The organism is Nonomuraea sp. NPDC004186, assembly GCF_053603495.1.
In genome coordinates, this window is record NZ_JBSGFQ010000106.1 from 1 (window position 1) to 19,843 (window position 19,843).

The 19,843-nt window shown below is 69.6% G+C and carries 23 protein-coding genes and 2 pseudogenes; 10 read left to right on the plus strand and 15 right to left on the minus strand.

The window, feature by feature from the left end:
- Positions 1–385 precede the first annotated feature (385 nt).
- Entirely contained in the window at positions 386–772 is a 387-nt protein-coding gene (locus tag ACWEPL_RS51025; RefSeq protein WP_452440687.1) for an aromatic amino acid lyase, read from the minus strand.
- A complete protein-coding gene (locus tag ACWEPL_RS51030; RefSeq protein ID WP_397374440.1) occupies positions 773–1,066 on the minus strand; it encodes a DUF1330 domain-containing protein in 294 nt (97 codons plus the stop codon).
- Positions 1,067–1,254: 188 nt separating this feature from the next.
- On the opposite strand from ACWEPL_RS51030, the gene ACWEPL_RS51035 reads away from it, so the two are divergent.
- Positions 1,255–2,157: a LysR family transcriptional regulator gene (locus ACWEPL_RS51035; protein WP_452440651.1), complete on the plus strand. Its 903-nt coding sequence runs from the start codon at positions 1,255–1,257 to the stop codon at positions 2,155–2,157.
- Positions 2,158–2,288: 131 nt separating this feature from the next.
- On the opposite strand, the gene ACWEPL_RS51040 is transcribed toward ACWEPL_RS51035, so the two are convergent.
- The 3 genes and pseudogenes from ACWEPL_RS51040 to ACWEPL_RS51050 all read right to left on the minus strand — a co-directional run.
- Complete coding sequence (locus ACWEPL_RS51040; protein ID WP_452440688.1) at positions 2,289–2,624, minus strand: MerR family transcriptional regulator; 336 nt, start codon at positions 2,622–2,624, stop codon at positions 2,289–2,291.
- A 129-nt stretch (positions 2,625–2,753) separates the two neighbouring features.
- The gene (locus ACWEPL_RS51045; RefSeq protein ID WP_452440694.1) at positions 2,754–2,912 is read right to left on the minus strand and encodes a hypothetical protein; all 159 of its coding nucleotides are present in this window, start codon (positions 2,910–2,912) and stop codon (positions 2,754–2,756) included.
- 136 nt (positions 2,913–3,048) lie between these two features.
- Positions 3,049–3,384 (minus strand): annotated as a pseudogene (locus tag ACWEPL_RS51050) (Tn3 family transposase); the annotation flags it as partial.
- Between the two features lie 216 nt (positions 3,385–3,600).
- Between ACWEPL_RS51050 and ACWEPL_RS51055 the strand changes: the two are divergent.
- Entirely contained in the window at positions 3,601–3,981 is a 381-nt protein-coding gene (locus tag ACWEPL_RS51055) for a hypothetical protein (RefSeq protein ID WP_452440653.1), read from the plus strand.
- Between the two features lie 102 nt (positions 3,982–4,083).
- Here the strand turns inward: ACWEPL_RS51055 and ACWEPL_RS51060 are convergent, their stop codons facing one another.
- The 6 genes from ACWEPL_RS51060 to ACWEPL_RS51085 form a co-directional block, all read right to left on the minus strand.
- Positions 4,084–5,304, minus strand: a complete 1,221-nt coding sequence (locus tag ACWEPL_RS51060; protein WP_452440654.1) for a tyrosine-type recombinase/integrase — start codon at positions 5,302–5,304, stop codon at positions 4,084–4,086.
- Positions 5,301–6,194 carry a hypothetical protein gene (locus tag ACWEPL_RS51065; RefSeq protein WP_452440655.1) on the minus strand — a complete coding sequence of 298 codons (894 nt, stop codon included), beginning with the start codon at positions 6,192–6,194 and terminating at the stop codon, positions 5,301–5,303. The genes ACWEPL_RS51060 and ACWEPL_RS51065 overlap by 4 nt, the downstream gene beginning before the upstream one ends.
- Positions 6,191–7,342 (minus strand): tyrosine-type recombinase/integrase, encoded by a 1,152-nt coding sequence (locus ACWEPL_RS51070; RefSeq protein WP_452440656.1) that lies wholly within the window; start codon positions 7,340–7,342, stop codon positions 6,191–6,193. The genes ACWEPL_RS51065 and ACWEPL_RS51070 overlap by 4 nt, the downstream gene beginning before the upstream one ends.
- 132 nt (positions 7,343–7,474) lie before the next feature.
- Positions 7,475–8,044 (minus strand): Tn3 family transposase, encoded by a 570-nt coding sequence (locus tag ACWEPL_RS51075; RefSeq protein WP_452440657.1) that lies wholly within the window; start codon positions 8,042–8,044, stop codon positions 7,475–7,477.
- Positions 8,044–8,607: a hypothetical protein gene (locus ACWEPL_RS51080; RefSeq protein WP_452440658.1), complete on the minus strand. Its 564-nt coding sequence runs from the start codon at positions 8,605–8,607 to the stop codon at positions 8,044–8,046. The genes ACWEPL_RS51075 and ACWEPL_RS51080 overlap by 1 nt, the downstream gene beginning before the upstream one ends.
- 3 nt (positions 8,608–8,610) lie before the next feature.
- Entirely contained in the window at positions 8,611–9,558 is a 948-nt protein-coding gene (locus ACWEPL_RS51085; protein WP_452440690.1) for a DUF4158 domain-containing protein, read from the minus strand.
- A gap of 14 nt (positions 9,559–9,572) precedes the next feature.
- Here ACWEPL_RS51085 and ACWEPL_RS51090 point away from each other — a divergent pair.
- The 8 genes and pseudogenes from ACWEPL_RS51090 to ACWEPL_RS51125 all read left to right on the plus strand — a co-directional run.
- Positions 9,573–10,445, plus strand: a pseudogene (locus ACWEPL_RS51090) (IS701 family transposase); the annotation flags it as partial.
- A 1,116-nt stretch (positions 10,446–11,561) separates the two neighbouring features.
- The gene (locus ACWEPL_RS51095; RefSeq protein WP_452440659.1) at positions 11,562–12,476 is read left to right on the plus strand and encodes an NAD-dependent epimerase/dehydratase family protein; all 915 of its coding nucleotides are present in this window, start codon (positions 11,562–11,564) and stop codon (positions 12,474–12,476) included.
- Positions 12,473–12,640, plus strand: a complete 168-nt coding sequence (locus ACWEPL_RS51100) for a hypothetical protein (RefSeq protein ID WP_363985601.1) — start codon at positions 12,473–12,475, stop codon at positions 12,638–12,640. The genes ACWEPL_RS51095 and ACWEPL_RS51100 overlap by 4 nt, the downstream gene beginning before the upstream one ends.
- A 191-nt stretch (positions 12,641–12,831) precedes the next feature.
- Positions 12,832–13,092, plus strand: coding sequence for an aldehyde dehydrogenase family protein (locus ACWEPL_RS51105; RefSeq protein WP_452440660.1), 261 nt, complete (start codon positions 12,832–12,834; stop codon positions 13,090–13,092).
- A gap of 250 nt (positions 13,093–13,342) precedes the next feature.
- A complete protein-coding gene (locus tag ACWEPL_RS51110) occupies positions 13,343–13,717 on the plus strand; it encodes a transposase (RefSeq protein WP_452440691.1) in 375 nt (124 codons plus the stop codon).
- Positions 13,718–13,720: 3 nt separating this feature from the next.
- The gene (locus ACWEPL_RS51115) at positions 13,721–14,620 is read left to right on the plus strand and encodes a helix-turn-helix domain-containing protein (RefSeq protein WP_363985597.1); all 900 of its coding nucleotides are present in this window, start codon (positions 13,721–13,723) and stop codon (positions 14,618–14,620) included.
- Positions 14,621–14,741: 121 nt separating this feature from the next.
- The gene (locus ACWEPL_RS51120; protein WP_452440661.1) at positions 14,742–15,749 is read left to right on the plus strand and encodes a hypothetical protein; all 1,008 of its coding nucleotides are present in this window, start codon (positions 14,742–14,744) and stop codon (positions 15,747–15,749) included.
- Between the two features lie 18 nt (positions 15,750–15,767).
- Complete coding sequence (locus ACWEPL_RS51125; protein WP_452440662.1) at positions 15,768–16,664, plus strand: MBL fold metallo-hydrolase; 897 nt, start codon at positions 15,768–15,770, stop codon at positions 16,662–16,664.
- 105 nt (positions 16,665–16,769) lie between these two features.
- Here ACWEPL_RS51125 and ACWEPL_RS51130 read toward each other — a convergent pair whose 3' ends face one another.
- The 4 genes from ACWEPL_RS51130 to ACWEPL_RS51145 all read right to left on the minus strand — a co-directional run bounded on the left by ACWEPL_RS51130 (position 16,770) and on the right by ACWEPL_RS51145 (position 19,836).
- Positions 16,770–17,486 carry an ABC transporter ATP-binding protein gene (locus ACWEPL_RS51130; protein ID WP_452440663.1) on the minus strand — a complete coding sequence of 239 codons (717 nt, stop codon included), beginning with the start codon at positions 17,484–17,486 and terminating at the stop codon, positions 16,770–16,772.
- A complete protein-coding gene (locus tag ACWEPL_RS51135; protein ID WP_452440692.1) occupies positions 17,459–17,722 on the minus strand; it encodes an ABC transporter permease subunit in 264 nt (87 codons plus the stop codon). Before ACWEPL_RS51135 ends, ACWEPL_RS51130 begins: the two co-directional genes overlap by 28 nt.
- A 189-nt stretch (positions 17,723–17,911) precedes the next feature.
- Positions 17,912–18,256, minus strand: a complete 345-nt coding sequence (locus ACWEPL_RS51140) for a 4Fe-4S binding protein (RefSeq protein ID WP_452440664.1) — start codon at positions 18,254–18,256, stop codon at positions 17,912–17,914.
- Complete coding sequence (locus ACWEPL_RS51145; RefSeq protein ID WP_452440665.1) at positions 18,253–19,836, minus strand: FAD-dependent oxidoreductase; 1,584 nt, start codon at positions 19,834–19,836, stop codon at positions 18,253–18,255. The genes ACWEPL_RS51140 and ACWEPL_RS51145 overlap by 4 nt, the downstream gene beginning before the upstream one ends.
- Between the last annotated feature and the right edge of the window lie 7 nt (positions 19,837–19,843).

Sequence of the window (19,843 nt, forward strand, 5' to 3'; positions counted from 1 at the left end):
GTGCCCAGGACCGCGTACAGGTTGGCGTCCATCAGCCCCCGGGCGTGGGCGTCCAGGTCCACGTCGGTCATGACGCCGGCCCCCGCTGGACCCGGTGGACAACGGCCATCGGGGCCCCCGCGGCGCGTTCGGTGATATTGCGTCGAATACGGCAGGCAGAGCGGTGGCGGCGATCGGCTCTGCTGGGCCGGTCGGCCGGCCAGTCCGCGGGCGGGTGCCGCCCTTCAGCAAGCAACGGCGTCCAGCGGATCGAGAGCCCGTCCATGACGCTCACCCCGCATCCGGGAACACGGTCGGGTCGGGCATCGTGACCTCCTTGTTCGACGGTGTACGGCCAGTCTGGCGGGCGGCACGCATCTGGACATCCGCGCTGCACACGGTGCCACTACCGAGCCGCTACGGAACAGCCACTGACGTACGCCATGTTGGCTTCGATCTCCAACGTGGTACGCGCCTGCTGGACGGGGTCCAGGCAGGGGCCGAGAACCTGCGGCATGCAACGCACCGAATACGGATCCTGGATACGGTTGCCGGCACTCGCCTCCCGATAATCCCCGGATGGGAGCAGCTGTCTGAGGATGGACGCAACCCGCACCTGCCCCGGGTGCGGTCGCAATTCCTGCACGACAGAACTGAACGGAGCAATTGACCCGAGCGGTGCTTCAACCGACATCGCACCGGTGATCAGTGCGGCGGCCTCGTCTCGTGAGTCGTCGTTCAGTACCGTGTGCGTTTCAGGTGACGGATGCTCAGCGATGGCTGGGACCGCCAGTCAGTCGATGCCTTCGATGATGCGGAAGTCGCGCTCGACGCCGTCGGGGAGGGCCACCAGCGCCTTCTGGTATGCCTCGCTCTCGTATGCCGCGACGGCCTGTTCAAAGCTGTCGAACTCGATCAGAACGACGCGTTGCGTGATTCCGGCCTCGTGGGCGACGACTCGACCGCCACGGGACAGGGTGCGCCCGCCCCCAGCCCGGACAGCCGGACCGGCCAGCTTGTCGTAGGCAGTCAGCCTCTCAGGGTCGGAAATGGCGGGGTAGACACTGACCCAGTAGCCCTTAGCCATGGAAACCTCCTGTGTTCGGCCGGACAGGTCCGACTTCGAATTGACACTCAGATCGATCGATCCCGGCGACGGGTACTGCGGTCAGTTGAATCGCCATATGCGCAGGTTAGGGCTTGATGTGCGGCCGAGGGAAAGACCGGTACGGGATAGACTCAGAACGGATCGTTATCAATCGGCAGGGAGGGCACGTGGCGCCGGATACGGTGAGCCTGCGGTACTTCCTGGTGCTGGCGCAGGAGTTGAACTTCACCCGCGCGGCCGCACGGATCGGTATCGCACAGCCCGCACTCAGCGCCCGGATGCGCCGACTGGAGGCGGAACTCGGTACGGCCCTGCTGGTCCGCAACACGCGTAGCGTCGTATTGACCACGGCCGGTGCGGCTTTGGCGGAGTCCGCGCCGCCCGCGCTGGCGGCGCTGGACCGGGCATGGGACACCGCCCGGAGCGCGGCGGCCGGTGAACTGGGCACGCTGCGCATCGGATACAGCCTCAGCGCCGGGGCCGAGACGGCACCGGCCCTGGTGGACAGGCTGATTCGCGGCAACAGCGGACTCGAGGTCGGCGCGGTCCCGATGGCGACACCGGAGATCTCCCCCGCGGTCGCCGACGGCCGCATCGATGCCGGGATCACCCGCGGTGAACAGCCGGGCCGTGGCGTGCGCCGGTTCCCGCTGCGGCGTGCGCGCATCGGGGTCCAGCTGGCGCAGCACCATCCGCTGGCCGAACACCCGGAGATCGAGATCGCCGACGCGGCCGCGTATCCGCTGCGACTCCCGGACCGTGCGGCCAACCCCGTGATCCACGATCAGCTGTCCACACTGTTCCGAGACACCCGGCCACACCCCCGATTCCACACGCCCGCAGTCTCTTTCGACATGTCTCAGCGCGACCTGCGCGACGGGGTCACCCTCGCCCCGGCCGGAGAAGCCGCGGCCACGGCACAACCGGCCGGTCTCACCTGGCGACCGCTGCGGGGCGCGCCCAACCTGACGTTCCACCTGGTCCTCCCACGCGAGCAGTCGCCACTACACCGCCGCATCCGTGCCGTCGCCAAAACCCTGGCGCACGAGCTGCACTGGTTGCCGGACTGACGCGCAAGAGGTCAAGCGAGACGGACGCCTGCGGTGGCGAGGCCGAAGGCCTTGCGCCCGGCGGACTTCGCGGTGATGACGACGACGGCGGTCTTGCTGAATGTCCGACACGACCTCGCTACGCCGGCGGATCAGCATCCGAAAGCCTGAGCACGAACGCGCCTTCGAGGTACCTGCCGAGCGGCTGTACCAAGCACTCCAACGGACCCGAGCCGACTGGGCTGCCGACTGCGCGCGATGGCACCGAGACCACGAACCTGCCTAACAGACCCTTGGATATCAGTCAGGCAAGTTCGCTCCGGAGTACTTGCCTGACTTGCCTGACACCTGCTGGGCACCCTAGATGACCCCAGCTGCTTGGCCCCGCCGATGAACGCCAGCCGCTCGACCGCGTCCTCGCCGTAGACCCGGTAGCCGGAGGAGGTCCGGTCGGCCGACAGCAGCCCGGCGGCCTCGTAGAAGCGCAGGGTGGTCGCCGGGACACCGGTGCGCTTCGGCGAGCCGGGAGATCCGCATCAGGCTCATACCGGCGACCGTAGACCTTCGAGCCGACTGGAAGGTCAACCCCGGGCCACAGCGACGAGCGGCCGGCGCGGTCAGTCCTCGGCGTCCTCGTCGTCGTCCGCCTCGGCCGCCTCGCGCAGGGGCCGCAGCTGCCCTCCGGACGGGCCGGAGGGCCGGAAGCTGTAGCGGCCGAGCACGTTCAGGTTCGCGTGCCGCAGGGGGGAGAGCCGGGCGACGTCCTCGTCCAGCACCTGGTGTTCGCGTTCCTCGGCCGGCAGCGCGCGCAGCTGCTCGACCGCGGCGTCCAGGTAGCGGGTCGTCCACCGGATCGACCACCCGCAGCAGGTGCAGCGTCTTGGCGATCCGCCCGTACTCGGCGAACGCGGTGCCCAGCGGGGTGGGTCGGCCCTCGCGGCCGAACATCCGCAGCAGGTCGTAGGCGCGGACCTGGCCGGTCACCAGGGAGCCGGCCACCCGCAGCATGTCCGGCCAGTGCACGGTCACCTTGGCGAGGTTGACCCGGTTGCGGGCCAGCGGCTCCAGCGGCCCGTAGTCACCGCCCGGTGTGCCGGGTAGCTCGGCCCGCCAGAACTGCTGGTCGGCGAGGTCTCGGAAGCGTGGCGAGAAGTTGTAGCGCAGCATCGAGAACAGCCCGAACACCATGTCGGGGTTTATATGGACACTGTCAAGGCTTGTCGCCCGCTCAGGCCGACCGATCGCCATCACTCCGGTACCCGCCTGCCAGGCTGGGGCGCTCGCCGCGCGAGGCCCACCACTCGGGTCAGCCCGACCGGACGCAAGCTAGCGCTGAGTAACATCGATTACGGTCAGTGCTCGCAGAAGTGAACCAGCGCGGGCCTGCGACTCTTATGTGATCATTGGCGAGTGCAACCTGTAGGTGAGACTTCCCGGCCATCTGCGCTGAAGCGGGTGACACTCGTGGCGGCCATCGCCGCCACGCCTTTCCTCCTGCTGTACGCCGCCGCGATGGCCCCCCAGTGGATCACCGATCACCGCTTGGCAAGCCTTGAGAATCGAGCCCTCGAGCATCCGTTGCCACCAGGCACGACGTTCGGCAGGTCCGAACCTCAGGGGCCCGTGACCGGAGACTCCGGGGACTGCTGGGCCGGCTTCGCCTTCAGCCTCCGCACCGAACGCCCACCCGAGGAGATTAAGCGGTACTACGAGGCGGCTCCCTTCATGCGGACGGACGCGCACTTCTTCGAGCTGAGCGTCAGCGCCTTGCAGGAGTCCGCCGACCACGTATCGGTCGCCGTCGACACGATTTCTTCTGGCACCGGAGACCTCCGCTGCTGGTGAACGCCGCTTTCGGGTCCCAGATTCCAGATGTAACTCTCAGTTATTCTTCCTCGGGTGACATCAACCCGAGGGGTGGGTTCGCGATGGATGTGATCGGCTCGCTCAGTCCGTCGACGTGCATGACGACCTTCCTGAAGAGTTGCCGTCACCCGGAGCGGTGGTCTCGCCGAGGTCGGTGAGCAGGCCGGTGAGACGGCGGGCGACTGCGGTGTGCCGTTCGACCTCGCGGGTCCAGCCGCGTTCGTCGGCGTCCTGGACGAGCTGCTGTTCAACCTCCAGGCGGGCCAGGAGTCGTGGGGCGTAGTCCGGGGTGGTGACGAACCTGGCGCAGGTCAGGTAGAGGTCGCACTCGCAGGGGCCTTCGGCAGGTAGGCGCAGGCAGTGGCCGAGCTCGAGCTCAGTCTTGAGGAAGTTGCTCTTCAGCCAGTCAACAGCCTCGGCGGGCAGCGTCCCGAACTTCAGCTCCTCAGCCGCGGGGCCGGCGACGACGGCGCCGGGTTCGAGGACGGACTTATAGTCACGCAGCACTTCATGGTCGCTGACCTGGGCATAGACCAGTGCCATGGAGACCGAGGAGTGGCCAAAGACCTTCATGATGGTGTGCAGCTTGGCACCGCGTTCGGCGAGCTGGGTGCCGACGGTGTGCCGGAATCTGTGCGCGGAGACGGTGCCGCGTTCTTTGCCCTTCCAGCCGCCCGGGCCGACCAGGCCGGCCGCCTTGCTGGCCTTTTGGAGCGGAGTCTCGAACAGGTAGGAGCTGGAGAGGAGCTTGCCGTGACGGACGAACAGGTAGCGGATCTGTTCGCCGGTGCGCTCGTCGGTGAAGGGCTTGTCTCGCCCGGGTCTGCGTAGGTCGATGAGCTGTTGCAGAGCGTCGGCGGCGTCCTGGTGCAGCAGCACCATCCGTTCCTTGTAGGTCTTGCGGGCCGGGAGCCGGAGCCGAGGTGTTCCGTCGGGATAGCGGTCCAGGCAGTCGAGCGGGAGCCTGCGGATCTCGTCCCGGCGCGCCCCAGACCATCGGACCGTCAGTAGCGCGGCGCGCTGGAACGGGCAGGAGATTTCCTCGATCACGGGCATCAGCTGGTCGAGTTCATGATCGGGAATGAAGCGGGGCAGCCGCTGCGGCGCCTTGGGGGCATCGCCGATGGTGATGAGGGCGTAGCCAGGGACGTCGTCGTACTCCCACGCCGCAGTCTCCCGGAACAGTTGTGATAACCCGGAGATGCGCTGCTTGCGACTGATTACCCCCAACGGCTTGCCCGTCATCTTCGACGGCGTGTCGGCAAGGTACTGGATCCACTCCAGGCAGTGGTCCCGGCTCACCTCGGCCCAGGACTCGATGCCGGGTGATGCTCGCTGAGCCAGTCACCGAAATTCCGCACCGCCAGTTCCAGCTGCTCCACGGTGGACTTCGCGTCGGTCAGTCGGCGCGTCGCCAGCCACTTGTCGGCCACCGCCTGCATCCGGGGAGGCAACGCCAAGGGCGGCTTGCGGTCGGGCATCCGCTTACGCGGGCGGACCGGAACTTGCCCGCGGTGGAACAGCACGACGTGAAGCTGATGCAGGTGAGTGACCCATAGTTTCTGCGCATTGTCGCGATACCTCTGCGCCGACGGATAGAAGGAGCGCAGGTCATCGCGTTCGCTGAACAGACGGACGGCCTCCAGCGCCTCGTCGATGTGGTCCTTGGTGATGCCGTCAACATGGAGCACTCCGGTGCGCAGAGCGATGCGGCCGACCGTCCAGGTCATCGCCTGTTGCGCGGACCGCCGGTTGAAGCCGAGCTCGGCGGCTTCCTCGACGAGGGCGGCGACGCCCATGTCGATGCCCAGTGACATGGCAGTGTCGACGACTCGCAGCTGCCCGGCCGCGAGGGTGAAGGGGTAGTCCAGCGTGGTGTAGCCGTGCAGCGCCAAGTACATCAGGTAAGGGCGGGCGCGAAACGACAGCGGATAGGAAGCCTGGTGGTGAGGCTCGCCGGGAAGGCGACCGACCCGCTCCACCAGCGGCTCGTCGAACCAGTCTGCCAGCGACGGCCACCGGTCCATGAACGCCTGGTAGGAACGCAGCCGCGCTCCTAGATACTGCGGGTGCAGATTCAGGCCGTGCAGATGATCCACGTACTGCGCCGCCGGGCAGTGCTGCGGACGCGGTCGTGGAACCGGGCGTGCGGTCGCGGTGAGGGCGGCAGCCGACACATGACGGGCGCTCACCGCGTCCCGTCCTCACGATTGCCGCCGAGGGCCCGGTTGTAGTCGGCGACCACCTCGGGATCGGAGACTCGGGTGTAGATCCGCAGCGACTCCGGGGAGGCGTGGCCGAGGCGTTTCTGCAGCGTCAGCTCCCGCATGCCGCCCTCCCACATGCGTGTGGCATGGGTATGGCGGCAGGCGTGCGGCGTCACCCATGGTTCCCGGATCCCGGCCTTGGCGGCCGCCCGGGCGAACATCCGCACCAGGCCGTCGTAGCTGAGCGCCTCCAGCCGGCGCTTACCGCCCCCGCCGATCAGGAAGACCAGCGGACTGTCTGCGTCAGCTGGCCGCTCCTGCATCACGTACGCGCTCAACATCGCCAGCGTCTCGGCCTCGTGCAGGTCGACCACGCGCTCAAAGCGGGACTTGGACCGGGCTCCCTTGGGATGGTCGTCGCGATGCCGCACGACCACCCGGCGGCGACCGTAGGCGATGTCCTCCAAGTGCAGGCCGAGGACCTCACCAGGGCGCAGGCCGCCCTGGAGCATCAGCAGCACGATGGCCCGGTCACGCAGCCGCTTGAGCTGCACCAGCAGCGCTTTGACCTGGGCCTCGTCCAATGGTCGCGGGATCCGCTGGACGGTTTTGACACGGACGCTGCGGCGGATCGGCTTTTGCCGACTGGCCCTGCCCATGAACGGCCGGTGGCGTTCCGAGACGCGCTGCAGGGCGGGATCGGGGCGCTTCTCGATCGGGTTCGACCGGTCGAACTGCCCAGCCATGATCACGTACTCGTAGAAGGAGGAGACCGCGGCCAGGATCCGGTTCACGGTCGTCGCGGCGAGCTTGGTGCCCGGTCCTTCCGCATCAGCCGTGGCGACGGTCAACGTCATCCGCTGCCGAGGCCGGCGAGAGGGGACCGACCGCAGGTTCTCCAGCAGGCGCAGCGCGTGCGGCGCTGCGAACTCCTGCCAGGTCAGGTCCTCACGAACGAAAAAGTCCCACAGATGCCGAAGGTCATGGGCGTAGGAGACCAGCGTGTTGGGCGAGTAATCCCGCGCCGCCAGCGACCGCAGGAACCCCGAGACGACCTTGACCGGCTCACCTTCGTCGTCAAGGAGCTCGACATGGAGACTCCCGCTCTCCGAATGTTGCTTGCGGACCCGCATCGACACCTCCGAAGACGGTGTCCCACCCGATCGGCGAACTGGCAGGAACCAGATCCCAGTGGGGCCTGTGGGACAAGAGGTGTCCATGTAACAACATAGGAGGCGTTGTCGGTGGCGACCATCTCCGGGCGTTCAGCCACGTGATGCCGCGCTTGAAGTGGTAGTACTTCGGCGACGGCCCGGCGCTGATCGTCCGCTTGGGCACCACGAACCGCAGCCCGTCCACGGAGCGAGCAGGCCCTCGCCCCAGTGCGCGACGATCGGCACCCGGCCCAGGGCCGTGATGAGCCTGGCGTTCGCGGCGGCGATCGTGTCGGCCCGCAGGTAGTACAGGTCCACGTGCACCAGCCGGGCCCTCGTCAGCGCCTCGTCGTCCGCGTCGATGACCGGGGTGTAGCCGATGTTGCACGCCTCGGCGACCAGCAGCACCACCAGCGAGGTCTTCACCCTCTCCATCCGGGGCCGGCCGTCGTCCAGGTGCACGAAGGCGTCCAGGAACCCGGTCCAGGAGTCCACCTCGAACAGCAGGTCCGGCAGGTCGATCCGCGGCAGCATCGCCCCGGTCATCCGGCGCAGCCACCGCAGCGACTTCGACTCGCCCAGCGCGCCGAGCCGGTCCACGTTCAGCTTCAACCGGCCGTTCGGCTGCACCTCGAAGCTCAGCTTCGCGTCCTGCCCGGCCTCCTGAAGCCGCTCGGCCATCAGCCGCCAGGCCGCGTCCAGCGCGCCGACCGCTCGGCCAGGTGCTCGGCCACCGGCTGATCCAGGCTCAGGCCGTGCAGCACGTCCGCCTGCACCGCCTCCCACTGCGGCCCGTCCAGCAGCCGCGCCCGCGGATCCGACCAGCGCGCGGACGGGGTGGCGAACACGTCCCGGCGCCCGAGCGCCCGGTAGAGCTGTTCCAGCACGCACACCACGTAGGCGTCGCGGTCCACTGACCCCTGCGGCAGCTCGGGGTTGGAGAACACCGCCTTCTTCCAGGCCGGCGGCACCAGCTTCTGGTCGATCTCGCGCGGCAGCAGCGGCTTGGCCTTCACCTTGCGCCGGGCCAGCGCCGGCAGGCGCTTGACCGCCTCCGGCACCCGCCGCCCTCCCGAGGCCGCGCCCAGCGCGCTCGACTCGCCGAGCAGCGACAGGAACGGGCGCACCGTGTTGTAGCGGCCGGCAAGCTGACGGCGCATCTCCGCCTCCGCCTCGTCGTCGCCCGGCGGCAGCAGCTCGTCCAGCAGCCGGGCCGCGGCCTCGACCTCGGAGCGCGGCCCCACCTCCTACTCCAGGGCCCGGTACATCGCCACCGCGTCCAGGTCGGCCCCGGCCTCGGCGACCAGGTCCAGCTGCCCGCTCCACAGCCGGTAGGCCGCCTGCACGGTGCGCGACGCCTTCGCCAGCCGCGGCCGGGAGGCCAACCAGACCTTGTCCGTGGCCCGCTTCGCCGCGCTCAGCAGCTTCACCTGCATCAGCAGCGCGAACACGTCCAGGGCGTCGTCGATCGCGGACGCCTCCAGGTGCCGCACCATCGAGGTCAGCAGCGCGGTGCGCTTCGGCTCCGGAGTGCGCTGAAGGATCGGCGCCTTCGACCCCAGCCCGACCCGGGCCAGCGTCGCCAGCCGGTTCGGCGGCACCTTGTCCACCCTCACTCGGCCCAGCCGCAACGCCGAGATCTCCTCCACCCGCTCCAGTGCCTTGGCCATGCTCGTGCCGGTCGTGCGCGTCGGCGGCCGACGCAACCGTTCCAGCTCCGACACCCGCCGACCCTCCGGCACCTCCAGCAGCGCCACCAGGTCCCCAGGCAGCGCGCCGCCCGCCCGCCGGGCCGCGTTGGCCACCGTGGCGTGCAGCCGGTCCTCCGCGACCTTGCGCACCGCGGCGACCTGCTTGGCCAGCACCGAGACGCCCGGCAGCAGCACCCGGTGGCGCCGCAGCCACCCGACCGCCTGGTTGAACAGCGCCACCGGCCCCTCGGCGTGCGTCCAGGCCCGCCCGTGCAGGAACGTGCGGAACCGCCGGCCCCACTCGTGGTCCTCGAACGGGTGGTAGCCGTAGGCGTCCCGGATCTCCCAAGCGTGGTCGTAGGCGGTCTGCCGGCGCTCGGCGTACCGCTTCACCACCGAGGGATCCTCGACCCCCAACTGCACGGCCAGGTGCTCGACCACCGGCAACGGCACGTCCAGCGGATCGTCCATCAGGAACCGGCCCACGTACCGGACGGTGCACATCTGCACCGCGAAGCCACCGCGACGGCGTGCTGATCGTGGATGAGACCGGGTTCCTGAAGAAGGGTGACAAGTCGGCCGGGGTGCAGCGTCAGTACTCCGGCACCGCGGGCCGGGTGGAGAACTGCCAGCTGGGCGTCTTCCTCGCCTACGCCTCCCCGTCAGGCCGGGCGCTGATCGACGCCGAACTGTATCTGCCGAAGTCCTGGACCGATGATCGAGCTCGATGCGCCCAGGCCGGCATCGGCGAAGAGGTGCAGTTCGCCACCAAGCCCGTACTGGCCCGGATGTTGCTCACCCGTGCTCTGGAGGCGGGCGTACCGGCCTCGTGGGTAACGGCCGATGAGGCATACGGCCTGGACTTCAAGTTCCGGCGCTTCCTGGAAGAGCACCACCTCGGCTACGTGGTCGCGGTGCCCAAGAACCAATGGATCGGCAAGGCGTGGGGCGGCCAGATCCACGCTGAGGCCGCGACCGCCCAGGCCCCGCCCGAGGCATGGAAACGCCGCTCCTGCGGCAACGGCGCCAAAGGGCAGCGCCAGTATGACTGGGCCCTGGCCACCGTGCACTTCGAGACCGAGCCCGGCTACCAGCGGTGGCTACTGGTCCGCCGCAGCCTGACCCCCAACGCCAAGGGCGAGCTCGAGCTGGCCTACTACTTGTGTCATGCCCCCGTCGGCACCAGCCTGGAGGGCCTCATCGCCGTCGCCGGCGCCCGCTGGGCCATCGAGGAATGCTTCCAGAGCGCCAAGAACGAGACCGGCCTGGACCAGTACCAGGTCCGACGCTATGACGCCTGGCACCGGCACATCACCCTCGCGATGCTCGCCCACGCCTACCTTGCCGTCACCGCCGCACACGCCCCAAAAGCCCAAGCGGCCTGGTCCGCTGGTGGAGGACGCGACCTTGGTGCCCAGGGTGACCAGCTCTGCGACTGCCGAAAACCACATCCATGCACGTCAATCGGGCTCTGCATCACTTTCGAAGCGACTACAAGTTCTGCTGGCAAGCAAACGCACATCGCCTACTGATGGCTGCTCGGTGGTTGCTCGTACGCGTTCGATCTGCCGTGGGACTGGGGCTTCGTCACGAAATCCTGACCCTACATAGCCGTGCCGAGACAGGGGACAAATGGCACATAATGGCGATGGTCAAGCACGCATGGTTGCTCGCGTGTACGCGATACGGCGCGGTATCCACCGTCACTTCCCGGCACGATGACAGGGATGCTCTGGGACACAGTGATAGAAAGCGTCATCCCGCGGCACGGAGTAGCACCAATCGAGCCGACTCATAATCCGTGGGTCGTGGGTTCAAGTCCCACCCGCCCTACTCTTCAATACCGCGTTCGACCTGGTATTTCTCGCCGGCCTCGGATCACGTTGTTGATCTTGGTTGGTTGCTCGGTGGTACGCGACTTGCATGCCTATGACGATTTCTCTCTCACCGCGGATCGAAAGCCCGGTATGACCGTCCTCACGGTAAGCCTGGTTCATCACTCTACATACAGCCGCTGACCCTGCATGGCGAACTTGACGTCTCTTCCTCGGGTCTCATCCCGCCTGCCATCGACACGTTGATCGATACCGGTCGGCAACGCCTCACGGTGGACACCGCCGATCTGACCTTCTGCGACTCCCAGGGGCTACGGACGCAACCCTTCTCGTCCACCGGCATGTCCCCTGAACCACTGGCATGCGCCTGCCGCCGCGAAGGCGGATGCCAGCCCGCACCTCATCTCGCCATAGCCGGTGTAACCACGGGGTTGCAGCTCAGGCGCTTCCTTGCCCTCCACTCAACCCGAGGCATCCCAGAGTCTTCACCGATCCCGGAGCGGTTCAACCTGGCGCCGCGACAGCACGGCCCTCGACGAGTTGGTCATGTGCGGCCCGACCCCGTCGATCAGATCAGGGAACCGATATGAGAGCAGTGCTCTTGAATTTCGAAGCCCGATGAGAGAGCATTGCTCTCGCAAGGAAGCACCAGTATCAAATGAAGGAGACACCATGGGCAGGCACGTCATCGCTGGAGCCGGACAGGTCGGCAAGCACCTCGCCGCGCACCTTCTCGCCCAGGGCCACGAGGTCACCGTGATCACCAGGTCCGGCAACGGCCCCGCCGGAGTCGAGGTCATCGCGGCTGACCTCACCGACCGCGACCGGCTCACCCAACTCGTCAAGGGCGCCGACGCCCTGCACAACTGCGCCGGCCCCGCCTACACCCGCTGGGCCCAGGACTGGCCCTCACTGGCCGCCGCGTTACTGGCCGCCGCCCAGGACACCGGCGCGGTACTCGTCACCGCCGGCAACCTCTACGCCTACGGACCCGTCACCGGGCCGATGACCGAGGACCTCCCCCTCGCCGCCACCGGTACCAAAGGCCGCGTCCGCGCCCGGATGTGGACCGACGCATTGGCCGCGCACCAGGCCGGCCGCGCCCGCGTCACCGAGATCCGCAGCTCCGACTACTTCGGGCCCGGCGCCAGCGACCAGACCCCCGTCGGCACGCGTTTTGTGCCTTCGCTGCTCGCCGGTAAGCGCACGTCCTTCCTCGGCGACCCCGACCAGCCCCATTCCTGGACCTACCTGCCCGACGTCGCCGCCGCCATGGCCATCGCCGCCACCGACGAACGCGCCTGGGGCCGCGCCTGGCACACCCCCACCAACCCCGCGCTGTCGGCCCGCGCACTGGCCGAGCAGCTGTGCGCACTCGCCGCAGCGCCCGCACCACGCCTCAACCGTCCCCCGGCGCCGATCCTGCTCGCCCTCGAACTGACCAACCCCGTCATCCGCGAACTGAAAGAAACCCGCTACCAGTTCGACCGCCCCTTCATCGTCGACTCCTCAGCCTTCGAGAACACCTTCGGCCTGACCGCCACCCCGCTCCACGCCGCGCTCCAGGCCACGATCAGCGCCACATGAACCACCTGACGATCGACCGACCAAACGTCCGCGTGGCAGTTGAAGGGGCACGCCGTTGTGACGGTGGCGTCCTGAGCCGGCCCGACCGGCTCGCCCAGATCACCCGCGAACGCGACGACCTGGCCCGCCGCCTGACCGATCTCCAGGCGGACACGCAAGTGTGACGAGCACCAGTGTGCCGGCGACCGGTTAGAGGGAGCAGAGAGGGCCGGAGTCCTCAGCGGGGGCTGCCGGGGCGGCGAAGAGGGCGACCAGATGGCGCACCGAGAGCCAGGCCCCGCCGGGGTCGCCTACGGGCAGGTCGAGGGTCAGCTGGTAGCGGGCGCGCCGGCCGATCCGCTCGTGTGGCCACCCAATGCGCGCGGACCCTGAACCCCCATGCTGCCCGAACTCGGGAGCAACGACGCCGGGCGAAGACATCGCTCGCCGCCTCCTCGTCGGAATGACCAGCATCAACGACGCACTCGTGTTCTCGATGAACCCCGCGCTGCCCTTCGGCGGCCGAGGCGACAGCGGATACGGGCGCAAGCACGGTGGAGAGCTCCGCGAGTTCGCATACCCGCACTCCTCCTCCGGCCAAGACCGGCCCTGCTCAGCTCTCAGTCTCGAGCCTTGACAGGCCGGCCCACGCGATGGCGGCAGCCCGCGCCGCCCCAGGGTGGCTTCCGCCGGGTCGCCGGTCATCTCGCGGGTGACGTGCAGCCGGTCCGCGTCGGCCTGGGCGGCGCTCTCCCGCTCGGCCAGGCCGTGTTTCGAAAGATCACGTGTGTGAGGCGTGTCGGTGATCGTTGAACGAAGAGGTCTCCGGTAGTTGGTTCGACGACCAAGAAAAACGAAATACCAGAGACCTCGTGGCCAGCGTGGTGGTGACGAGGCGGCACGATCTCGCTGACGCGCAGTGGGCGGCGCTGGAGCCGCATCTGCCTGCCGCATCGGGCAAGGGACGTCCGAAGTGGAGCAGGCGGCAGTTGATCGACGGGATCCGATGGCGGATCCGGACCGGGGCGCCGTGGCGGGACGTGCCGGCCCGCGACGGCCACCGGTTCACCGTGTACGTGCGATGCACCCAGCCCATTCACTGGCTCGGGAAGGTCATACAGGCCGTTGAGACCGAAGAGAACGGCCGGCTCGGCGACGGGGCCCACGGTGAGCAGGCAATCTGTAGTGCGGCCACGAGAGTTCTGCCGTGCCTATCCCCGGGAGGGTGTGGCTGGGTTGCGAACCGGCCACGAATACTGTGAGCCATGAACACGAGACGACAGCTCGGGGAGTTCCTTCAGTCAAGGCGTTCCCAGCTCCGGCCCGAGGATGTGGGGGTCGCCACCTACGGTGGCCGGCGCCGGGTCCCCGGGTTGCGCCGGGAGGAGCTGGCGCTGCTGGCCGGGGTGAGCGTGTCGTACTACTCGCGGCTGGAGCAGGGTCAGGCGTCCAACGCGTCTCCTGAGGTGCTGGACGCGCTGGCCGGGGCGCTGAACCTGGACGACGCGGAACGCCGGCACCTGCACGAACTGGCCACCGGCAGCCGCCGCCGGGGCGCCAGGCGCCGGCCAGCGCCCGAACGGGTCAGCCCGGCGACGCGTCAGCTGATCGCGACGCTGGGCGACGTGCCCGTGGTGGTGCTCGGCCGGCGCAGCGACGTGCTGGCGTGGAACACGCCGGGACACGCCTTGTACGCCGGCCATCTGGCCCCGGGCGCTCCGGACACACCGCGGCAGCGGCCCAACATGGCATGCCTAGTGTTCCTGGACGCACACACCCGTGACCTGTACGCCGACTGGACCGCCAAAGCACGTGCCGTGGTGGCGACCCTGCGGATGGCCTCCGGGTGGTACCCGGACGACCCTCTGCTGGCCGCGCTGCTCGGGGAGCTGACGGTCAAGAGCCCGGAGTTCGCCACGATGTGGGCCGACCACCGGGTCAAGGCCGGCGGCGACGCGGTCTACGAGATGCGGCACCCGCTGGTGGGCACCATGCAGGTGACCCAGCAGACGCTGCGGACCGCCGACGAGCAGGCGGTGGTCGTCGCCACCACCGAACCGGAGTCGCCCTCACACTCCGCGATGACGCTGCTCGTCCACAGCGCGGTCACCGGGCGTGCCTCCATCGCCCAGGACCCTCGGCCCGACGCGCCGGCGCGGACATGACCGGCTGACTCCTTCCCCACGCTTCCCCAGGTGCTCCGGACAGAGCGCCCGATGTCGCACGCCCGCGAACCCTCGTTCGCGAAGCCATTCGTTCGCGAAGTCATTCGGAAAAGGACCAGCAATGCGCAACATAACGCTCACCCTCGCGGTCGCCGCCGTGGCAGCCGGGATCGGACTGGTGACCGTACCGCCGTCGAACGCGGCGACGATCACCACCGCATCGTCCCCCTCGACCGCGCAGGCTCGCCCGTCGGCTGCGCCGCCGGTGACGTCACGGATCGCGGTGCACTTCGACCTGGCGAAGGGCCAACTGCCGGAGAACATCGCGCTGGGCCCGGACGGCACGGCCTACGTCACCTTCGCGACCGCCCGCCAGGTCGCCGCGATCAGCCCGGCCGGCGCCACCCGGATCCTGGCGACCCTCCCCGCGCCCGCCGACGGCGGCGCCGACACCCCGGCCCTCGGGTTCGCGCTCACCACCGGCATCGTGCGCACCGCCGACGGCACGCTGTACTTCCTGTACGCCAGCGGCGACGCCGCGACCACCGGCCTCTACCGGCTGCCTCCCGGGCAGGAGCCGCGACGCATCGCCGCGTTGCCGGCCACCGGGCTGCCCAACGGCCTGGCCTATGACGAGCCGGCGAAGACGTTCTACCTCACCGACTCAGTGCACGGCACCATCACCACCGTGCCCCTGAACGGCGGCCCCGCCCAGGTCTGGTCCTCGGCGCGAGAACTCTCCGCCACCTCATTCCTCGGCGCCAACGGCATCAAGGTGCGTCATGGCGCAGTTTGGGCCACCAACCTCGACCGCGGCACCCTGTTGCGGATCCCGATCAACCGAGGCCGTCCCGGAGCCGTCCGGGTCAAGGCCGCCGGGCTGGCCGGCATCGACGACATAGCCTTCGCCGGAACCGGCGACAACCAGGTCATCGCGACCCTCAACGCGCCGAACAAGGTCGTCCGAATCGATGCGGACGGCCGCGCGAAGACACTCCTGACGACCGCCGCCGGACTGCAGAACCCGACCTCGGTGGCCGTACGCGGCCGTACCGTCTACGTGCTCAGCGCCGCCTACACCACCGCCACCGACCCCAACCTGGTGCTGGCCACCCTGCCGCGCCGCTGACCCTTGGAGACGCACACCATGCACGACATCAAGCTCGGCGACGTCACCGTCACCCGCATCGAGGAGACGCACGGCCCGATCATGCCCACCCTGGCGTTCTTCCCGACCATGCCGGACGAAGCCTGGCAAGCGCATCGCGACCTGCTCGTTCCAGACCACCTCGGCGCCGACGACGCGATGGTGCACGTCGCCATGCAGACCTGGCTGCTGCGCAGCGAGGGCCGTACCATCCTGATCGACACCGGCATCGGCAACGACAAGAACCGCCCCGCTGTCGAACCCTGGCACCGGCAACAGCTGGACTACCTCGGCCGGCTCGCCACGGCCGGAGTCCAGCCGGAGGACGTCGACCTGGTCGTCAACACCCACCTGCACCTCGACCACGTCGGCTGGAACACCCGCCTGGCCGGCGGCGAGTGGGTGCCGACCTTCCCGAACGCCACCTACCTGATGCCGGCCATCGACTTCCACCATTGGAACCCGGCCAACAATCCCGGCATCCCCGGCAGCGTCAACGAGTACGCCTTCGAGGACAGCATCGCCCCGGTGCACGCCGCCGGACAGATACGCCTCTGGGAGGACACGTACACCATCGACGGGAACCTGCACCTGGAAGCGGCGCCCGGGCACACACCCGGCCACGCCGTGATCAAGCTGGAGTCCGGCGGCGACCGGGCCCTGTTCGCCGGCGACATCATCCACACCCCCTTGCAGCTGCACCACCCCGGCCACGACAGCTGCTTCTGCGAGGACCCGGCCCAGGCCCGTGCCACCCGGCGCCGCCTGCTCGACTGGGCCGCCGACACCACCACCTTGGTCCTGCCCGCCCACTTCAGCGGCCGATCGGCCCTGGAGATCGAGCGGCGTGCCGAGGCATACGCCGTCAAGGAGTGGGGCCCATTCACCCGCTACTGACCGCTCCGCCACCGGCGCCTCACCCCGCCTGGCTCGTCGCCGGTGGCCGAGCCCGCAAGGTGACCGCGGCCGTGCCCGCGGTTCGGCCACCTGCCCTGGATCAGTTCACTCAGCGACGCTCTCGCCGTCGGCGGGCGGCCCCGCGTGCTTGTCCGGCACGACGACGAGGCTGACAATGCGACGTGTGCGGCCCTGACCCCCAGTGCGGCCGATGCGTGTGACGACCGCCTTCTCTATTTCCTCGATCATCGCGGCGAATTCATCGTCGGACAGCCACACCGCCGCCTGCCGATAGACCACCCCGTCGCCGACGGGATCGGCGTCTTCCAGGGCGGCGAAGGGCTCGTCGAGTAGCAGGATGTCGGGCTCGCGGACGAGCGCGCGGGCCGGGGCGACGCGCTGGGCCTGGCCACCGGACAGCTCCGCGGGCCACGCCCGCCCCCGATCGGCGAGGCCGACCTCCGCCAGAGCCACCTCCGTACGCCGGGAGACGTCGGGTCCGCGCAGGCCGAGCGCGATGTTGTCGGCGATCCGCTTCCACGGCAGCAGGCGGTGTTCCTGGAACACCGCCGCGGTGCGGCCGATGGTGCTCACCTCGCCGTCCGCCTCGGAGTCGAGCCCGGCCAGGATGCGCAGCAGCGTGCTCTTGCCGGAACCGTTCGCCCCGAGCAGCGCGACCACCTCGCCCCGGCGGATCCGCAGATCGACGCCGTCGAGGACCACCGCGTCGCCGAACACGCGCACGATCCCCGTGGCGGTGACCACCGTCTCCGCCGCCGCAGGGGTGCCGCGGCTCAGCTCGCCTTGGGGCCGCGCCGCCATGCCAGGGCCCTCCTCTCCGCCGTACGCAGGGCGAGGTCGGAGAGCAGGCCGAGGAACAGCGACGGCAGCGCGCCGGGCAGGACGACGTGCCGCAGCCGGGCCGCGGCGGGCAGACCGCAGGTCCGCGCCGCCTCCACCAGCCGCTCGTCGATGTTGCGGATGCCGCTGTAGGTGTTGAGATAGACAGGGAAGAAGGCCCCCAGCGCGACCAGCGAGATCTTCAGCGGCCCCCCGATGCCGACCTAGATGAGCAGCAGCGGGACCAGGCCGAGGTGGGCCAGCATCCGCGCCATCTGCACCGGAGGGTCGACGAGGTCGTCGCCGAGCCGCACCAGCCCGGCGGCCGATCCGAGCGCGAGCCCCAGCCCGCCGCCGATGCTCGGGCCGATGACGGCCCGGGTCAGCGAGTGACGGCGCCTCCCCCGTCACGAGATGATCACCTGCGACGGCGCAGGCAGCACCGGCCCGATCGCGCGCCGGGCGCCCGGGGTGCGCCCGTGTCCCCAGCCGATCTGCCGGCGGTATCCGCCCAGCAGCCCCCGCTCGGCCAGTTCCGTCACGTCGGGCGGCTCCGGGAGCGGGTGCGCGGCCGGGGCCACGTAGAGGGCGTCCACCGGGCAGTACGCCTCGCACATGAAGCACGTCTGGCAATCGCCCTGCCGCGCGATCAGCGGCACCCCGTCGTCCCCGCGCACGAACACGTCCGTCGGACAGGCCTCGATGCACTTGTCGCAGGTGATGCACCGGTCGCGCAGCACGATCTCGATCACGACGCCACCGCCAGCGGCCACCCGGTCTCCGGCAGCACCCAGACCTCGTCGAGCCCGCCGGAGATCAGCCGGTGGTGCTGGGCGGGGTCGGAACCGGGGTGGTCGGCACGCTTGTGCATGCCGCGGCTCTCGGTCCTGGCCAGCGCGCTGGCGTACATCCACCGGGCGTGGGCCGCCATCGCGGCGGCCGAGCGAGCGCGCACGACGTCGGGGCCGTCGGCGCGCAGGCCCTGCCTGGCCCGCTTCCAGGTCTCGTCGAGCGAGGCCAGCGCGGGCGCGAGCCGATCGCCGTGGCGCAGGTAGTTCTTCTCGTACGGCAGCACCTCGGCCTGGACCGCCTCGATGATCTCGCGGTGCCCGGCCGGGTCGCCGCCGGTCGGTCGCAATCCGGCGCGGCCCGCTCCGCGCACGGCCCGCGTGGCCGTCCGGGCGCCCAGAGCGCGGGCGTGACGGGCCGCGGCCTGCCCTGCCCAGGTGCCGGACGACATCGCCCAGGCCGCGTTGTGGCTGCCGCCGCCGGTGAAGCCCCCGCAGATCGGTTCCCTGGTGGCGGCGTCGCCGGCGGCGTACAGGCCCGCGACGGAGGTGGCGCAGTCGTAGCCGGTCAGGCGGATCCCGCCGGTCCCGCGTACGGTCCCCTCCGCCAGGAGCGTGACGGGGAAAAGCTCGGTGAACGGGTCGATCCCCTGCCGGTCGAAGGGCAGGAAGAAGTTGGGCTGAGCCAGTCGCATAGCCTGCCTGATCCCCTCCCCCGCCTGGTCGAGGCGGCAGAAGACGCGCTCGGACAGCAGCGCCCGCGCGATCACCGACCGGCCGCGCGTGCTGCCCGCACCCTCCAGGACGCTGCCGTCGGCATGGTAGAAGGTGGCGTAGGAGTAGAAGGCGGTCTTGGTTACGGAGGTGAACTCCGGAGCGATCGCGTAGGCGTTGGAGAACTCCATGCCGGACAGCTCGGCCCCGGTCTCCGCCGCGAACAGGGCGCCGTCGCCGGTGTTGACGTCACAGCCGAGCGCCTTGCTGAGGAAGGCGCAGCCGCCGGTGGCCAGCACCACCGCGCCCGCGCGCACCCGGTAGGAGCGGTCGTGCTGCCTGCGGTGGCCGGCCGCGCCCGCGACCGCGCCGTCCGCGTCCACCAGCAGTTCGGTGACAGGGCTGTGGTCGAGCACGCGCACCCCCGAGCGGCGCGCGCGGATGCGCATGCGGCGCATGTACTCCGGGCCCTGCAGGCCGCGCCGAATCTGCCCGCCGTCCTCACCCACCGGGAAGGGGTAGCGGCTCACCTCGGCCAGCTCGTTCATGTTCGCGTATGTCTGGTCCAGGACCCGGGCCATCCAGGCGCGATCGGCGAGGTACCCGCCCAGGGCCTCCCGGGAGGCCATCGCCGCCTCGCGGGAGGCCGGGTCGGGATCGACGTACCAGACTCCGGTGCCGGCGGCAGCAGTAGCACCGCTCGTGCCCAGGTAGCCCTTGTCGACCAGGACGACGTCGGCGCCCGACTCGGCGGCCTTGACGGCGGCCCAGGCGCCGGCCGGCCCGCCGCCGGCCACCAGGACGTCTGCGATGAGATCCAGATCGGTCATGACTTCC

Excerpts from the sequence above, each read along its gene's own strand:
- ACWEPL_RS51030 (WP_397374440.1), bottom strand. The coding sequence starts at position 1,066 with ATGGCTAAGGGCTACTGGGTCAGTGTCTACCCCGCCATTTCCGACCCT.
- ACWEPL_RS51070 (WP_452440656.1), bottom strand. The coding sequence starts at position 7,342 with ATGCGGGTCCGCAAGCAACATTCGGAGAGCGGGAGTCTCCATGTCGAG.
- ACWEPL_RS51075 (WP_452440657.1), bottom strand. The coding sequence starts at position 8,044 with ATGGCCGAGCGGCTTCAGGAGGCCGGGCAGGACGCGAAGCTGAGCTTC.
- ACWEPL_RS51085 (WP_452440690.1), bottom strand. The coding sequence starts at position 9,558 with ATGTGCACCGTCCGGTACGTGGGCCGGTTCCTGATGGACGATCCGCTG.
- ACWEPL_RS51095 (WP_452440659.1), top strand. The coding sequence starts at position 11,562 with ATGGGCAGGCACGTCATCGCTGGAGCCGGACAGGTCGGCAAGCACCTC.
- ACWEPL_RS51100 (WP_363985601.1), top strand. The coding sequence starts at position 12,473 with ATGAACCACCTGACGATCGACCGACCAAACGTCCGCGTGGCAGTTGAA.
- ACWEPL_RS51105 (WP_452440660.1), top strand. The coding sequence starts at position 12,832 with ATGCGCGCGGACCCTGAACCCCCATGCTGCCCGAACTCGGGAGCAACG.
- ACWEPL_RS51115 (WP_363985597.1), top strand. The coding sequence starts at position 13,721 with ATGAACACGAGACGACAGCTCGGGGAGTTCCTTCAGTCAAGGCGTTCC.
- ACWEPL_RS51120 (WP_452440661.1), top strand. The coding sequence starts at position 14,742 with ATGCGCAACATAACGCTCACCCTCGCGGTCGCCGCCGTGGCAGCCGGG.
- ACWEPL_RS51125 (WP_452440662.1), top strand. The coding sequence starts at position 15,768 with ATGCACGACATCAAGCTCGGCGACGTCACCGTCACCCGCATCGAGGAG.
- ACWEPL_RS51130 (WP_452440663.1), bottom strand. The coding sequence starts at position 17,486 with ATGGCGGCGCGGCCCCAAGGCGAGCTGAGCCGCGGCACCCCTGCGGCG.
- ACWEPL_RS51145 (WP_452440665.1), bottom strand. The coding sequence starts at position 19,836 with ATGACCGATCTGGATCTCATCGCAGACGTCCTGGTGGCCGGCGGCGGG.